The organism is Butyribacter sp. (assembly GCF_056818865.1).
On record NZ_DBLYGC010000003.1, the window covers coordinates 167,267 to 184,718 of the forward strand.

General features: G+C 33.5%; 15 protein-coding genes. All 15 read right to left on the minus strand.

Going from position 1 to position 17,452, the window contains the following annotated elements; genetic code table 11:
• Positions 1-195 precede the first annotated feature (195 nt).
• The 15 genes from ACZLXV_RS02560 to ACZLXV_RS02630 all read right to left on the minus strand — a co-directional run bounded on the left by ACZLXV_RS02560 (position 196) and on the right by ACZLXV_RS02630 (position 17,311).
• Positions 196-393 (minus strand): hypothetical protein, encoded by a 198-nt coding sequence (locus tag ACZLXV_RS02560; protein WP_482382391.1) that lies wholly within the window; start codon positions 391-393, stop codon positions 196-198.
• 41 nt (positions 394-434) lie between these two features.
• Positions 435-6,236, minus strand: coding sequence for a trypsin-like peptidase domain-containing protein (locus ACZLXV_RS02565; protein ID WP_482382392.1), 5,802 nt, complete (start codon positions 6,234-6,236; stop codon positions 435-437).
• A 13-nt stretch (positions 6,237-6,249) separates the two neighbouring features.
• Positions 6,250-7,452 (minus strand): MBL fold metallo-hydrolase, encoded by a 1,203-nt coding sequence (locus ACZLXV_RS02570; protein WP_482382393.1) that lies wholly within the window; start codon positions 7,450-7,452, stop codon positions 6,250-6,252.
• A 174-nt stretch (positions 7,453-7,626) separates the two neighbouring features.
• Positions 7,627-8,130, minus strand: coding sequence for a hypothetical protein (locus tag ACZLXV_RS02575; RefSeq protein WP_482382394.1), 504 nt, complete (start codon positions 8,128-8,130; stop codon positions 7,627-7,629).
• A 129-nt stretch (positions 8,131-8,259) separates the two neighbouring features.
• Positions 8,260-9,018 carry a hypothetical protein gene (locus ACZLXV_RS02580; RefSeq protein WP_482382395.1) on the minus strand — a complete coding sequence of 253 codons (759 nt, stop codon included), beginning with the start codon at positions 9,016-9,018 and terminating at the stop codon, positions 8,260-8,262.
• A 12-nt stretch (positions 9,019-9,030) separates the two neighbouring features.
• Positions 9,031-9,267 (minus strand): hypothetical protein, encoded by a 237-nt coding sequence (locus ACZLXV_RS02585; RefSeq protein ID WP_482382396.1) that lies wholly within the window; start codon positions 9,265-9,267, stop codon positions 9,031-9,033.
• 390 nt (positions 9,268-9,657) lie between these two features.
• A complete protein-coding gene (locus ACZLXV_RS02590) occupies positions 9,658-9,858 on the minus strand; it encodes a hypothetical protein (protein WP_482382397.1) in 201 nt (66 codons plus the stop codon).
• A 12-nt stretch (positions 9,859-9,870) separates the two neighbouring features.
• Positions 9,871-10,926 (minus strand): helix-turn-helix domain-containing protein, encoded by a 1,056-nt coding sequence (locus tag ACZLXV_RS02595; RefSeq protein WP_482382398.1) that lies wholly within the window; start codon positions 10,924-10,926, stop codon positions 9,871-9,873.
• A gap of 155 nt (positions 10,927-11,081) precedes the next feature.
• Complete coding sequence (locus tag ACZLXV_RS02600) at positions 11,082-11,288, minus strand: hypothetical protein (RefSeq protein WP_482382399.1); 207 nt, start codon at positions 11,286-11,288, stop codon at positions 11,082-11,084.
• A gap of 372 nt (positions 11,289-11,660) precedes the next feature.
• Positions 11,661-11,861 carry a hypothetical protein gene (locus ACZLXV_RS02605; protein ID WP_482382400.1) on the minus strand — a complete coding sequence of 67 codons (201 nt, stop codon included), beginning with the start codon at positions 11,859-11,861 and terminating at the stop codon, positions 11,661-11,663.
• 17 nt (positions 11,862-11,878) lie between these two features.
• A complete protein-coding gene (locus ACZLXV_RS02610) occupies positions 11,879-14,143 on the minus strand; it encodes a hypothetical protein (RefSeq protein WP_482382401.1) in 2,265 nt (754 codons plus the stop codon).
• Positions 14,144-14,549: 406 nt separating this feature from the next.
• Positions 14,550-14,918 (minus strand): hypothetical protein, encoded by a 369-nt coding sequence (locus ACZLXV_RS02615; RefSeq protein ID WP_482382402.1) that lies wholly within the window; start codon positions 14,916-14,918, stop codon positions 14,550-14,552.
• A gap of 794 nt (positions 14,919-15,712) precedes the next feature.
• On the minus strand, positions 15,713-16,339 hold the full coding sequence (locus ACZLXV_RS02620) for a type III toxin-antitoxin system ToxN/AbiQ family toxin (RefSeq protein ID WP_482382403.1): 627 nt from the start codon (positions 16,337-16,339) through the stop codon (positions 15,713-15,715).
• A gap of 362 nt (positions 16,340-16,701) precedes the next feature.
• Positions 16,702-17,043 carry a hypothetical protein gene (locus tag ACZLXV_RS02625; protein ID WP_482382404.1) on the minus strand — a complete coding sequence of 114 codons (342 nt, stop codon included), beginning with the start codon at positions 17,041-17,043 and terminating at the stop codon, positions 16,702-16,704.
• Positions 17,044-17,164: 121 nt separating this feature from the next.
• Positions 17,165-17,311, minus strand: a complete 147-nt coding sequence (locus tag ACZLXV_RS02630) for a hypothetical protein (RefSeq protein WP_482382405.1) — start codon at positions 17,309-17,311, stop codon at positions 17,165-17,167.
• Between the last annotated feature and the right edge of the window lie 141 nt (positions 17,312-17,452).

Sequence of the window (17,452 nt, forward strand, 5' to 3'; positions counted from 1 at the left end):
ACTCAGTCTAAAACTCAGTAAAAACGCACTCTTCTCAATTCATTTTTCCATGAGATATGGCATTTTTCCATCTGTTCCAGAAGTAAAGTGTATCATATGTGTATCATGATACATTTATTCGTGATACACATCAATACATTTACAAAATTATTATAACACATAACATACTTGTAAGCCACCAGAAATTTTATTTCTTTATGCTTTACCCCCTTGGCACTTTGGACATTTTCTCTGCCAAATATCAGAGCCATTTGCAAAATACTTATGACCACAATCTAAACATTCCATCTGATAAAACCACTGGTTATTATCTGTCCCTGGCTTTGATGTCTTACCAAGGTTTTTCTGATTCTTCTTATTAACATATCCAGCCTCTGTAGATTTAAGTTCCATCTGAACGCTCCTCTCTATTGGATGATTTTTTATATGCTTCACTACCTTTGTAAACTTATCTTTTCAATAATTTTTCTCATCCTTATTCCTTGTTCGAAACTAAAACTCGTAATACATCTTCGAAGTATATACATCGAGCTCCTTGACAGTTCAATATGAATACCTTGATTTAAAATTTCCTCCCATAATTCAAGATAGCTATTAACAATTTGATTTGGCTTTTCTTTATTTACAACACACACATAATACTCCATAACACTTAGGAGTTCCTTTTCCTCATCTACTCCTTCTTTTTCTTTTTTACAATGTTCTATTATCCATTCTTTTATTAACAATAAATATGTTTGCAAATCCTCGCCTTCAAAAAAATACATTTTTTTACAAATACTTACTATCTCATTACCACTTGCATGTTGTAAATTGGTTAAGCAAAAATACTCAGTTATCTCTTGTTCTATTCCAGCTTTTTCTTCTTGTGAGATGACATTATTTTTAAAATTATCAAGGAATCCCATACTATCATTTAGCTGTAACAACCAATTTGACAATTCTTGTAAAGTATACTTTAGCCTCTTGCTTTCATTTAATTGAGTAATTTGTGTTAGTACAATATCTGCAAAATTATTTGCAACAACAAGAGAATCTTTTTCTGTAAAAGTCAAATAAGTCTCACTTCTCCTAAAATAATTATATATGTATATAATCAATTGCCAAAATATATTAAGGACATTTTTGTCACTATCTTGTAACCATTGATTCCCCCTTTTAAATACATCATCCTCTGAATTATTCGCTAGTACATTCTCAAATAATTCTATACTATCCGGAAATAAATCTTCTATGGAAAACAATCGAGTTTCATTTTCCAACATATAACGAATGATGTATACAATATAATCTTCTCTCGATTTTATTTCTGACACAATCTTATCAACTATCTCTCCCCAATTTTTGCGATTTAGATTTCTCTGGTATTCTTTCATATCTAAATCCGTAATAAAGCTACTCAGAGAGAGCAATCCTTTTGTTCTCAACAGAGCATCTTGACAGAGTAACATTGCTTGATCAATTCTAAAGTAATGTATTCTCTTATTTCTAGCATCGTCAATGTATTCAATCTTAAACCCTTGGTGAAACAACTCATTTACAATGAATGTTATTGTATATTCTCTCTTCGTTGTTTCGTTTGTTCTTATGATACTACAATCAATTCCCTGTTTCATTGCATCCTCAAGCCATTGATTAAAATGTTCTCGTAGAATAAAATCTTTTTCTCCTAAATAAACAAAATTATCCTCAAATTTTTCTATTATTGGTGCTATTGATGCATTTTTTCTGATCAGATCTCTATAGTATTCTGGCATATCAGCTGTTACAGATAAAACTAACATTCCAATCCCAATATCTTTATATGGAGTGCCACTTTCATGTCTATATACTTCACATATAAGATTAGCTAATAATTGTATTAGTCTATCCTCTAAACCATTTTTCCATTGATTATTTTTGCTAAACCAGTTAAATAACCAACTATAATATTCTTTCCTATATGAATTACCCGGAATTTCACAAAAACCTGAAAACAAGAAATTTGAAAGTTCTAACTCATAATAATTTTGATTACCACTGTCAACACTCTCGTTCATCACTGTGCGATATGAAAAGACAGAATAATTAGCTAATAACCAATCTGATACTTGGCATTTCCATAACTCACCTCGTTCAGTACACCATACATATTTCATAAGCTTTATTAATTCTCTTTGCAGGTTATACATGTATCCGGCGGATTCTGGCATTACACCCTGATGTATCATATCATCATCTAATTTACTTTCTGATGCTGTAATATAAACCAAATAATCACACATTATAGAAAGTTCTTCTGGAATCTCTTGACTAACATCCTTTCCGTCTGGCACTTGTTCCAATAACAATTTCACATATTCAAATGGCGGAACAATATATGCATAACCTTCATTAAACATTTGTGTAATAACATTAATATACTTCTCATCCGAAATAATTCTTTGCTCATGTAGTAACTCTACAATATCAGTAACGGAATAGATAAAACAATCATTAAAATTATTGTAACTATTTGCCCATCTATCATCACAAACAAGTATATGACTATTTAAAGATGCATAGTGAAATAAATCCAGAAAATCATTAGTAAATATTTCATTCTTTCTTTTATGTTCATCTTCGTAGAAGCCATAATAACCAATATATCCTGCCTCTTTATTCTCTTGAATATCGTTTTTTAAATCTTCCAAAAAAACATAAGCATCCTTTGCCAATTCGACTCGCTTCATTTCACTCTCAATATTATCAAAAATATTGCTAATTACATGAATATTACATTTTTGCGAAATAACTGACACTCCATCCATTTCGAACATTTCTCGCAAAAAATTTTCATCAACTAAAATAGGCAACTTTCCATTATAGCCAACAAGTGTATCAATTAATTCATTTCCTTCTCTTAGTTTTCTACCTCCTTTATATTTATTTTTAAATTCACTATTAATATCTCCTCTCTTTTCCAAAATGGCTAATAATTCATAGGGCGAAATAACATTATTTCTCATATCGTCTGTTATTTTATATGACTCTTCTAATAAATCAGATATAAAATTATCAGAAACTAAAATCAAATTATTACACTTTGCAAGCTCATACGGAACAATATCACCCAGATTAATTCCAGTTTCAACCCAGTTTTTCAAATCGTTTTGTGAAGGTAATTCAATGTAATTAAGCGGTTTTCTTCTCCATGTAGCCACCATTTTTTCCTTTGCTGCTAACATATCAGGTTGACTTGGCAAACATTTATTTTGTTCTGAAGCAATAATATTGCTGATATTTCCCGATATAACTATTTGGTTCCAACACGATTTAATATCATCTAATATCTCAAAATGTTTCATATGAATTAACGAAGAGAAATCAATAGTTATTGCTTGTCCCAATGTTTTCTTTATTTCTTCAATTGAAGCATGATGCCCTCCGAACGATGATAATAACAATTGTTTTCCTACTGAATTATTAATATTGTTACTCCATAACTGTTGACAATACAATGCATAACTAGCATTCCCTGAGTGATCAAAGAATAAGTGATATGGGAATTGACACTTCATATACATTTCATATCGTTTTCTACTTTCTTCCTCAACTTTATCAATCCATTCCTTAGCTTCTTTAAAAGTCAACGTTCTAAAGCAATCCACTTTGTCTAAAGCTTGTAGTTTAACAAATAATTCGGATGCACTATCACTCTTTCCAATTGAATAGAGGAAATTCATTGCCCACATCATTACATTCGGATCGTTATCCGATTGTATCAACGCTTTTTTTACATATTTCTCAGACTCGCTAACACTAATTCTTTTATTGTATTCCGCATACATCTGATATACTTCAACATTTTTTATTCCCTTTTTAATGCCGTCTCTTAAAGTGTAAATTGCCTCTTGTTCCTGAACATTTAAATAATAACATTCCGCCAGCAAAAAAAGTATTTTAGGAGACACTTCTTTACTCCATAAGTTTTCACCTTTTTCTATCGCTTCACTATATTTTCCCAAAATTTTAAGTGCCTGAACTTCATAAAACAAGACCTCTTTTGTAAGACATTCTTCCTGTCCAGATTTTCTAAGCTCGCATACCTTATTCAAACATTCTTCTTGTCTATTTTGTAATGCAAGATATCTTACTATTTTTATGTTTGCCATAGGATTATGAAATTTTTTTAACCAATCGTTGCAATAATATTCAGCATCCTTCCAATCCTGATTTTTTTCATAACAATTAATAAGATTTATCAAATCTATTTCTAGATTTGTTTGCTGATATAATGACAATGCATGATTTATGATCTTTTCATTTTCCCCAAGCGCCTCTAAAATCATTCCATTAATTCTCTCTTTTGCAGTTAAATCCATGTCGAATTTATCTAAACTATCTTGCATTTGGCTCAACTGTTTTGAATCATCACAGCATCGTACCACCAGCTCAAACCAATGACTCATCATGTGCATCTCTTCAAATTTAAAACGATACTCTTTTAACTTTTTATATGCTGACACATAATCCTTTTTGTTCATGAACAAATACACACAAGAAATCATTGATTCAATATTGTTTCCTTTTTTTTGAACAATCTCTGTCGGATCAAAATCTTTTCTAAGTGATATTTCTTTTCCAGTAACGCAAAAGTAAATAACTGCTTGACACTGATATGGTTCTAATTCCATTAGTTTAGAGGCAATTTTATAACCTTCTTCTCTATATTCATCAGATATTGAAAGTGTATTCAACCATACAACTAATATCTGTTTCTGTAATTCCGTGTTTTCTGCAATTTCAGCTAGTTCATATGCTTTTTGATACAAAGACACTATTTCATTGACTTTTTGCTTCAATTCGCTATTTAGCAAAAGCATTGAATTTACATACATGGAAGGCAACAGACTATCACCATATATCATATTTGACGGAAGTAACTCCCAATACAAAATCACTCCTTCCATCATAATATGAAGTGGCATATCCTTATCTTCTTCATTTGCCTTCTTCATATACTGATGCGCTAATGCATAATCTCCGTCCAAGATACATATTAAGGACATCAAATAGTAAGTCCCATCATTAGCCAAGTGTTTACTACTTTCAAAAACTTCATACGCATCTTCAATTTCGATATTATATACACATAGTTGTATGTATGTATTTAATATAGATACATTATCAATTGGATAGAGCACTTTCTTGACTTCAACAACATTTCCCTCCATAAAGAGTTTTTTCGCATTATAATTTCTACAATCATAATCCGGATTTATTTCCAAAGCTTTCTTGATATATTTTTGTGCATTACTACTATCTTCATAATCATCAAGATACCAACATGCTTGTAAATAATATAAACGTGATAGCATTTTAGATGGTTTACTTTTACTTCCTCTCACCATCGCTGTCAGCTCTCGCAATTCGTCCCAGGCCTTTTTTATATTGCCTTTATTCTTAATTGAGAAAATACTTTTCAATTTAATTTCAATTGATTTTTCATAGTCTTCAATAGCACCATCTAATTCACAGTAATCTGCAACGTATTTTTCTTTGTAATTCTTTTTTCTTTCATCATAATAACAACCATCTTCACGATACTCCTTTGGTTGTTGCATCTTTCTTAATTCATCTTGTAATTCCACGTACTTTATTGATGAATACTGAATTCTAACATTGTCGAGCAACTTTTGTATTCTTTTAATACTAATCATTTTTACATCGACAGCTTTTCGGTTATTACCTATTGATTCTATTCCCTGCTCAATCAATATTCCTATCACATTGTTTCTATAAACAACTGGACTTCCTGACATTCCTGCAAAGTTTTCTATTCGAATTTTAGGATCAATTACTAACGTCACATCACCATCATTAACTACATTTTCACTCAAATAGTCATTGATAAATATATTAATAGGATATCCCTCATCCCCTTTTACATGAGGATATCCATACGCTATAAGTTTTTCTTCTTGACTAATGTGATCTTCACAACAAAATATACCCAATGGTTCAATTTGAATTTCATTATCCAATCTTAAAACTGATACAGGATAATCTTCTTCATATGATACGATAGATGCCTTTATATTTATTTCATCTTGACCAGGAATATTTTTAAAGGCGAGTTTTATATCCTCTCCATTTTCAATTGCATCCTCAACACAATGTGTCATCGTTAGTGCTAATGTGTTGCTAATTAGAAATGCTGTACCTTGTTCTTTTCCACAGATGAGTAAAGCTACAGCAGATTTTAAATTACCCATTTCAGTTCACCTTCTACAGATATATTTTCTGCCCTTCCCCTAAATAAACAAACTCTATATCATTCATTCCGTAAATCTTCTTTTCAAAGTCTGCAACTTTGTCAATTTTATAATTAAAATATATTCTCTTAACATACTCTGTTCTCTTACATGCAATCTTTGCCAATGTTTCTATATCAGGATGATTATACTTTTCTGAATTTGTTGAAACCAAATATGTATCGGATTCTATACATTCAACAAAATCATCACTAATATTATTTGCAGATCCATGATGTGGTAATTTTACTAACGAATACACCCTGTCTTCTTGTGATAAATACTCTAGAACACCATCAGCTATATTGTCCGCTAAAAACAAGAGCTTTTTATTTCTGTATCTAATTATTACTGAAATAGAAGACCTATTTGTAATAGAATTATCCTCACTCATTGATTCTTTAGAAATTTCTTCAATAGTCATTTCTTCTGTATTATGTTTTGAATAACATATCTTTTCATTATTTCCATTTCCATCTGTTGGCATACAACGACAATAGTATTCAAAAGCGTCATCAAATAACTTATCTTCCGAAAATACAAATGAATATTTTGATTTCTTTAAATCTCTCTTCCATTTCTTACCAAGCTTCTCTAAATCAGAAATATTGGGTTTCAATACTGTTATAAAACATTCTTTTCCAAATTGATAATTTATTCCATTATTCATGACAGCCTGTTTATCAAATTGTTCATTCCAATGATAACCACCTTCAAATATTAACCCAGCAAGTGTTGTTCCCTGCATCGCACTAATCGGATTATTCTTACCTAAATTATAATTAAAGTAAACTTCTCCATTAGCGATAATCTTATTCAATATATTTTTTTCTGATCTACCTAACTTCTGATTTTTCTCAAACTGTAAATGTCTATAACTATTATGCCATATATTTCTAATTCTGATTATTTTAGAATCCATATCTGAGCCATTTTCCTTAAACAGCTCAATTATTCCTCCTATATGATCATTATCAATATGTGTAACAATTAATAAGTCAATTACCTTTCCTTCATTTTTTAACTGAATCAAACGAGTTTTTAAATAATTTCTATATGTCTCTGCAGTTCCACCATCTATAAGTATATGTATATCTTCTTTTTCAATTGTAATTAATATACAGTCCCCCTCATTCGCTGGTAATACTTCTATTTCTATTTCACTTTTCTTATACATATATAAACTTCCTCTAGATAATAATCACATGAAATGTAATATCTAATACTTGCTTGCAAATACTACAATTCATATCATCGCTATTGTTGCTGCAATTTGGTTCATTTTATACTGATGTCTTGACTCTTATCTTCTATAATAAAGTATCAGATTTGCAATTTATAGACATCCCAACTATCCTAAAAAAGAATCCTTAAATTTTCGGAGTACCACTTCTACCTCTTTCCAGATCCAAACATTTTCCCCATCATCCTCAAACACTTTTCCATACGTCTTAGGACCATCAAGTTTCATCTGAGCATAATTATTCTTAAAATTAGCAACATATAATTCAGATTTTGACTTGTCTCCGCAAAGTTTTTCCATCGTGTCGAGAGTCACGCTTCCGAAAGAATCCTCAGCTGTAAAGAATGCTCTTATAATTTTATGATTGTTTTGATTCGGCTTTGCCGACCAAGCCGGAATTCTCTGAATAGCCTTTCCTGTATAATCTCTATCAACAACTGACTTTTTCTTATCAGGGCTATACTCTTCGGATATCTCACCAAAAGTTTTTGCAATATACGACTTCACGCAACTCTCAAGAACAGATTCTTGATTTTCGCCTGACAATTGCAATGCCATCGTAAGCTTTTCGTATACATCAGAATCAATAGTAAAACATATTTCCTTCTGCATTATGGATACCTCCTTTGCTTCCAATACTAGAATACACGGTATTTAGTATTTTGCCAATACTAAATACTAAAGTATATTCAATTGAAATGCCCTGAGGTTTGTCCCAGGGCACGATAAGTATCAATATGTTTAATTTGTATAAGACTTCAACTTATCCTCGACATAAGTTTCAATTGTTCCAATAAGATCTGACATATTAACCTTGCCATTTAATGAGGCAAGTGCTTTCTTGATTTTGTTTTTCTTATTATACGCAGTCTTAACTGGATCTGCCTTAGAACGAATTGTTTCATCTTCAAAAAGAAGCTTCTGGAATAAAGAAGTTACAACAAAATCACACATTTCCTGATTTCGAATCTGTTCTCCAAGCATTCCATATTCCTTCATCAAAATATAGTAATCCAAGCCTGAAAGTGACTTGAAGGCTTCATCAAGAATCTCCTTAGTATCAAAATCCATTTCTGAATCAAACTCTGTGACAAGTCCACTCTGTAACTGTCCAAGCTGCTCCCCCTTCTCTTCCATTTCAGAGGTAGATACAAATCCTTTTTCGAATGCCAAAAGTTCCATCACCAGTTTTTTTGATATATTACGAGCATTCTTCTTTTTATTCTCTGCATTAATCCTTTCGCAAATTTCATCAACAGTAATTTTCTCCTCCTCAATCTGCTTTTCGTTTGCAATTGCAGATCTAACTCTACACACATAATTACGCTGACGGCTTCTGTTTACCCCAATACCCTGATCTTCCGAAACAGAATTTCTGATGACATCACCAATCCTTCCTTTAACGAAACTGGCAAGTGTGTATTCTTCTTCAGAATCTTCCTTATAGTTATTAAATTTACCAAAATCTTTTAACACCATCTCATACACTCTTGAAAGCAAGATATCCTCTACCTAAAAAGTAAGATGTGCCGCTCTGCCTTCACATTCAACAACTCTCACAATAATTGGATTCATAATAGTCATCAAATAATTTTTGAACTCAGTTTGCTCCACATCATCCATTATATCTCTTAGCACTGTACCATCCTCTAAAGGTGTACCATTCATAATTGAATCATAGATTCTAGCTGCTCTTGTTAAATACTTCCTTGTGTTTTCATTTTCCTGCTGTAAAAATTCTTTTCTCATAAATATACGTCCTTTCGCGTTGAAATTTCTTCTCCGCGGGACGCATATAATGAACTACAACTCCACCTACTCCTGTTTGAGCATCACAAGTAGCGGTCGGAGCATATGAACAAACAACTTTTCAATTCATGCTGTCTTTGTTCAATATGCGTCCCGCCGCTTTTCTAATGCGCACTCAAAAAGCTTTGAGAATATTCGATTAAATAGCCTGTCCTCGGTAGGCTTTACCGTTTGAGCTTTTCTGCTCAACAGAGAACACGAAACTCATATCCTCTGGTGAAAAGAAAACAAAAAAAGAGCCAAAACATCTAAAACCTGCTATTTGCAAGTTTCAAATATTTTGACTCTGGCGGTTGGTGTCTCAATTCATGGACCCGGTTGCTCAGTAGTTCAACCTCTGTTATTAATTTTTGACAAATATTCTTGTACCTGCTGTTGCATTTCCTGTTTTGTGACAGATCGATAGTCTCTAACGTTCTGAGCCATATACTCCAACACTTCACCATATTGGTTGACTCTTACATAGAAAATCTTATTTCGTTTTGGAGATTTCAAATCACAAATAGGAACCTCATATGTTCTTTCTGCCATAATTGCCTCCTACTACTTCCTCGTGATGCTTCTAGGAATATCCTTAAGTTTCTTCCAAAAGCTTGAACTGATTTTTTCCTCTGTGAGTTCCAAACCAAGTTGCTTCAAGATATCTAACATTGTTTGGTTTTCTGCCTCGTATTTTTCGTCATTAGGGTAAATCATCCATAATTCTCGCTTCTGGTCGTTCGACAAAATTATTTGAAAAATATTTGTTAATCTTCCAAGCGTAACATAATGACCGGTTTCAAGTGCCTTCTCCTTTGTCAAATTTTCGACCATAGTGGCATCATCAATAAATTCAAAGCAAGTCTCGATAAAATCAGAAGGTAACATTTCATACTTATCAGAATAATTGATTCCGTATCTTTCAACTACCAAAACCAAATTGCCATTGTAAGAATACAAATTAGAAGATAAACCAAAGATTCCTCTCTCTTTTTCACACAGTTTATCCCAATAACTCTCTTTCCTTATTGTTTCCCAGCCACTGTCAGTTCTATAGATGTGAATAATATGACTAGCAGCAACATATGCTTCCGATTCTCTTGTATTATACGAATCAAGAATTCCCAATTTGTATAATACTTTCTCGGTACCTCCCGTTGATGTTCCACAATATCCGCAAAGCAATCCAGAAATCCAATACTCAGTAGAATCCACCATTTTTATTATGAAGGTTGGAGCCTCGATATACATAAGCTGATTTTTTTCATCGCCACCACATACCTCGTAGAAATCATCAATAGCAGCATCTCTGTCATATCTATATATATGAATTGAATCTATTTGTTCTGGATTTAAATCCAATTTTTCAAAGTCTTCTATTGCCTTATGTGTACTAGATCCATAACCAGCCTTAATTTTCCGTTCTTGATCAAAAGCTAAAACATCCGGTTTCCAGAACAAATATCCGCCCTTCATTTGCTTAAAAGGTGTAAGCTTTTCTTCATTTATTAACCTATACAAATATTGTTTGGATACTTTTAGTTTGTCACAGGTTTCTTCATTTGATAGAACATTATTCTGTGCATACACTTTTAATCCTTCATTGCCTTCTAGAATCATCCTATACACCACCTTCTTTATTATCTATATTACACATTATACACCAGGTTTACGATTTGTCAACCATATATATGAATTTTAAATTACAAAACAAAAACCTGGCAAAAATAGCTCTTCCTTCTACTTTTGCCAGGCATTGCTCGTTATAGAAATATCTATACGGCGATTCGCTCAGTGCATATACTTTTATGATGAAAACTAACGGCAATAACAGATTTGCAAATAGGACATTTTATCTTTATAATGCCCTCTGTCATCGGATCTGCATCAAACAATCTCTTGTTTTTGCAGCATGGACAAGCAACATGTACTTCGTCAGTATGCACCATAGTTTCCTTATTAGAACTTTTGATCTCTTGCATGTGATTCACCTCCAAAAAGATAACCATAATCATCTTGTTCGAGAGAAAAGGGATTTGGTGCCACTCTCTGCAATTGTTACTATGACCGTGATCACTCGGTCAATGAAGCAGGTTTTCCGATAGATACCGAGTTAAGTATCCCCTACTGCACAACTCTTTGCTGATCATAAGTTGTTTGTTTTCGAACATGTGTTCTGTTTATAGTATATACCAGCTTATGGCAAAAAGCAAGCAGTTTCCCAAACAATTTTTGTTACAAAAACCGAGGCTCACCAACGCACAACAAATACTCATGTTGTACGATGATACGCCCCGGCTAAGTAGTAGCTGTATTAAACAGCCCTGAGTGCTCGTGTAGCTTCCAATATAAAATTATTGAGCATACTTCTTGGCTCTGGCTTTATATGCCGTCTTGTTATCAAAGTCCCACAGTACAATCCTGCCACAAATGTTGCATACGCTTGAAAGTTTTCCTGTAGCATTATTGTAAACATATGCCTTACTGCGACCACAATACGGACATTCAATTATTCCAGTAGTCTCAAGAGTATTTAAATCAAAAACATAATCCATTCGTATCCCCCGTGTCTTTACTGTGCTTGTCTTCTGAAAAAATCCAATGTTCTAATCCATGCAATATGAAATACCATCTGCATTGCATAAGCGCCTTGTATTCCATTTTGTTTCATACAATTCTGATAAAGCAAATGAAGATTCTGCTTACGATCATCTGTCATGGTCAAACTCAAATTTGTTCTCAGTTTTGAATCATAACGCATGTCCAAAAGATTTTTCATGAATTCACGATACTCCGTTACTAATACAATCTGAGCAACCTCTGCTACTTCAAGCAGATACCTTTTCTTCATCTCCTCCGCTTTTTCTGCAAATTTCTTTTCAAATTCAATCTTTATATCCTCTCGATTCAGCTCATTTGCAATTGCATTTTTGATGTTAAATGCCGGATATAGCACATCAAAGCCAAAACCATTCCAACAAAGCTCCTCAATCGCTTTCTGCAAAGTATTCCATCTCATATCTCTGTATGCCAACGGAATCATACTTGGAATACTGTTGAGAAATTGCTGATATACATTTCCTGCCACGTTATATCTTTGGATAATATCCATAAAGTCTACATCGTCAAACAGATAATTATCCTCCGTTTTCTGCATTCTTGCATCGATTATCTGCTCCAAAACCGCTGAGCAAGTGTATTCCTTTGCGTAAGTATACTCATAATAAAGACTATTGGTCTTATCGCATATATAGTAATTGTTCCCAATAATAGAATTCAGCGTTACACTATCAGACTCTATGTAAATCTGTTTTGTCACATCAATGAATTCCTCAAAGTCTTCCTCTGTAACAACCTCTTTATCTATACCATTATCCGCAAGATAAGTTGACCACACCTCATCCAAACGGCCTGACACAATATACGTCGATCTACTATATCCTTGTGCATTTAATCTCTTAATGATGTCAAGCATATAGTCATCTTTATTGTTCAGTTTGGTGTGGTACAAAATTATATCTGGCTTTCTGCTTTGAACAGACTCCTGAACTCTATAGAAAACAACCTCATTAATTCTAGCAGCATCCTTCTGTCCTTGATTGATACCTACGCTATCAGAAAGAATAATCTCTCTATCCAAGGAAATCTGATCTGATTCAAAATAGAACTCTGCATTTTTCACAATAGGTTCAATAGTATAGAAATCTCCCTTTCGTTGCTTAGTCTTATTACCAAACACATGGCTGAGATACAGTAAAGTTTCTGTTTCTTTTGTTCTTCCGCAATAGCTTATACTTCCTCCTGCAACAGCACTTTGAGAATATTCAGCATTATAAGCTTCCAAATCCTGCATCAATTTTCCATAGACTTCACTTACAATGTCTGAAATGTCAAATTTTGCAACCATCTGATTGATAACATCACTACCTATATCAAACTGCTCATCTTCATAATCTCGAACGAGCTGCTTAATAATGAAATAGCCATCTTCTTTCGCTAATCTGTCAATAGATTTGCTATTACCATAAAAATCCATAAGCACACTCTTAGTTAATTCTTCAATTAAACTCGCTAAAGGCTTATTTACTTTTCTGATTCCTAGACCAAAGGTTTTGTCATAGTTCATTTCTAAACGTTTTTCTACGGCTCCCCTGCATTTCTCGCACAATTCAGATAAATCCAAAATGGTTTTGCAGTTTTCCTTAACTGTAACAATATACTCCTCAACAGCCTCTTGAATCAGTCCTCTAATGCTACTTATAATCTCCTCTTCCGTTTTCAGCTGTGTCACAACCTTAAAATCAAATTCCTCACCCAATTTTACGGATGTGCAATTAATATGGTATATAATGGAACAAGCTGTTGTCTCTCTGAGACTTGTTAGAGCTGGAACGAAGTTCTTTAATGCTTCCTTTGATAACACGGCGCTCAAAATGAATCGTGTTTTTCCTGAACCTGTACATCCAATATTCAGAATCTCCAACGGCTTTTCATCTCTCTTGATTTTGCAATATTCATTATTGTTTTTAAACGCTTCATATTCGTCTGGGTACAAGATTCGTACTGCCAATTCAATAGAAACATTTTGGTATTTCAGAATACCTTCTGGATAGCCACATTTAACTGCATCTGAATTAATCGCATGCATTTTTTCCATATGTTCAAGCTTCAAATCCGAATTCAACAAGTCTTCTACTTCCGAGCTTATCTTTCTTGCAGCCATTACAGTGATGTTCTTCTCATTTCCAATTGTAACCTTGTTCTGCTTACCACCCTTGCTGTAAGACAGTTTGTAGCTTCCGCCATCAAGAATCATATTAATCTTATTTTCCGCCATTTTCAAAATATTCCTCCTATTCTTATTGGTTTTGAGAATAAATCGTTTTATTTATTCCTTAGCTGTATAATAACACCTATCAACTTATGAGTCAACCCTTTTTGAATAATTTTATATTTCTATTCTTTTTTTTATTATATACCTAGTATTTCCATTGACTTTCAAGAATATTTTACTTAATTTATTCTCAATCATAAAAATATATGATGATTCTTGGACTCTTTTAGACACCTGCCGGATTTTAAGAGCCATAATACACAATAACACGTTTTTTTGAAATTCCTGGACTCTATCAAAGTACAACAAAATAAGGTATCCAGCAGTAATCTGCGGATACCTTGTTCCCTCTGTAATTAATTAAAACTCCTTTTTCAAAAACCTTTGTAATATCAGTTTTCGTCTGTTTTCATGAATCTAGTTCTAATAATTCTTCATTCATTTTTTGCAAAACCGGATCATCACACAACAGATTCTTACCCCAAAGCGTAAACAACACTAACGCTTCTTCGTATGTTAATCTTAATCCTATTGCCACGTCAAATAACGTTTCTGCTTTGACTGGCTTATCCTTCGTTTCTTTGCTAATACCAGATAATTTGTAGTATACATTCTTCCCAACGCCTGTCCTTCGTTCAAAGGCAGCTCTTTCGAATCGTTCATCTCTCAAATATTTCTGTAGCAAATAATTAAAATACAATTGACCATCAGTTAATACATTTGACTCTCCTATATGATCCTTATATTTTTTGATCAGCGGTTGCAACTTTCCATACATTTCAATCTGTTGGAAAGTTAACAATTAGTCCGTCCTAATTAATTCAAGATAGGATGGAGACGATAATCTAAACAATAAGTTACATTTGTTGTAAATGGGATTTGAACCTCAATCCCTGTGAGCTCGCTACACAAATGAAACATTCGCCTCACCTCCAAGTAAAAATATCAACTAAAACAATAAGTTGCCATCTCCACCTGATCCCTTTCCTCCTTTTTATACTCACGCAATGTGAGCATATATTTCATAAATGATTTTCTTAATATGTAGGTTTCCTGCAATCCTACAATCCTCCTAATCTTGCAGGGACTCTTCACACATTCACTACTTAATGCGAAGTTCGACTTTACATGAAGCCATGCGTAGTTCGTCCTTAATCTCCTGTACAGACAAATCTGTAATATCCGCACATATTATCACCTTACAGAGGTTCGTCCAGCTTCAACTGAATCACCAGACAGATGTTCCCGCAAAGTAAATGTCACCACTTGCCTGCGTCCAGTAGAACTCCATTGGGCTTGTTCATTGACAATGGTTAACAAGTCCTCTTCCATCTCCATTGTAGTCACATTGTTTTCAGCATTCGGTCATGTGAATGATGCCTTATATTCCGCATATATCGACGGGACAGGTTATCGGAATACGCGCTCCCCATCTCAAGAACATTATATCACTTTTGCAATTAATACCAAAATAAAATCTTTATAATCTGCATCTATAATATAACATATCCTTTTTACCAAAAACATCCATATAAAGTATTGCATCACAATACTTTATATGGATGTCAATTATCAATTCTTTATTTCGTATGTATCTGCAACAGATTTTAAAACACTAAAATTACAGTGATATGGAGCAACAAAACCTGTTGTCATCTGCTTTTCATAGATTTTCTTTGCTTTAGCTTCAATCTGTTCTTTATACTTTTTACAGAAGAAATATTCTTTTATCATAAGGTTTCTTCTCTGTTCATCTTCTACTGTAGTTGCTGGCGTACTCAAATCAGCTAAATGATAAACTCCAGCAATTACCGGAAACATCTTCTTTATTTCTAAAACAGAAAGAATTCTCTTCTTAAAAAATTGGAACTCGTTTTCCGGAATTCCTTTTTGTCTTAGTTTATTTAAATCTGTTTCTTCAACAATAACATCATATGGATCTATTACTGCCGTTCTAGTATCAATTTCTTCATATACACGATAGTTAGTCGCAGTAATATCTCTCCAATTAGCATGCTTGCTTTTTGCTGAGGTCAATGGAATAACATACTCCCTATCATTACAAGTAGTAAGTATTCCCAAATGTGGTTTTTTTGAATAATCAGTGTCTTTTGAATAAAAAATTTCTGAATCTGCATTATGAAGCTCCTCTAAATAATCAGGTTGTATGAATACAAAACGAAAGCTAGTAAATTCCACATTATCTCCTTTGTAAAAAATAAGGAAGCCGCTAGGCTCCCTTATCGTTATTGCCAGCTGTCTTGGTCGCTGATCACCAAACTTTATCGTCTCTCATTTATCGGCTGAGAATCACCAAACTTTATCGTTTCTCTCTTTAAAATGGTGGAGAATCACCAAACATAGCGTACATAATATCAGATATACTGCTTAATGTCAACTTCTTTCTTACGAAGATTATACTATCTCCCGATCAAAAAACCAAGGAACATTTGTTCGTTTTGAGCAAATAATCTATATTATATACATATTCTAGTATGCTCACCTTGTTGCTTATTATTTCGTACTAAATTACATTTTTTTTAACATCTTGTCAAGTCTTTTTACTGCACCTTCAAATAAATCTGTACGCCACCATACACAACTGCCAGATTCACACTCTCCACTTCCTCCGGAGTAACCCATACCGTAAAAGATGTTGCCACCCCATCCGGCTCCGTGATTCTGTTACCGGCATTGTCGTATACCTCGCTCACATAGACATTCTCCGCAAACAATTCCAAAAGTTCTGTATCAGGATTTAGCGCATACACATCCACGATATCTCCTTTTCGAAGAGATCCGTTTACACCACCATCAAAGGATTCTGCCGGAAATGATGTAATCTCATAGCCATTCTTGTACTTATCCATCACAAAATCCTTGTCTGCAATATCATCCTTCATCACCATCTGCGTCTTGGTCATGGCATTTTCAATGTAGAACCCATCCTTGGGCAACTCATCCAAGGATTTAAAGGCACAGGTTGGAATCGCTGTTAAGTCCACAGATATCACTTCAAAATACTTACGCGTCTTCGCTCTTTACAAAGGTATTGGCAGCCACATCCTCACGCATGGCAAGAACCGGCCCCTTTAAGCTTTCTGCCTCAAGTTTATTCTGCATAGCAAGGTACAATGCACATACCACAATGCCTGCAATGATAAGCGGCAATACCACTACCTTACAAACAGAAATGAGCTTATCCTTTACGCTAGTATTTCATCCTTTAATTAACTCGACTTTTTGACAGGCAGTGTATCAACAATGATTTCTTCCGATACATCAATATCATCGAGATTATATTTCCAATGG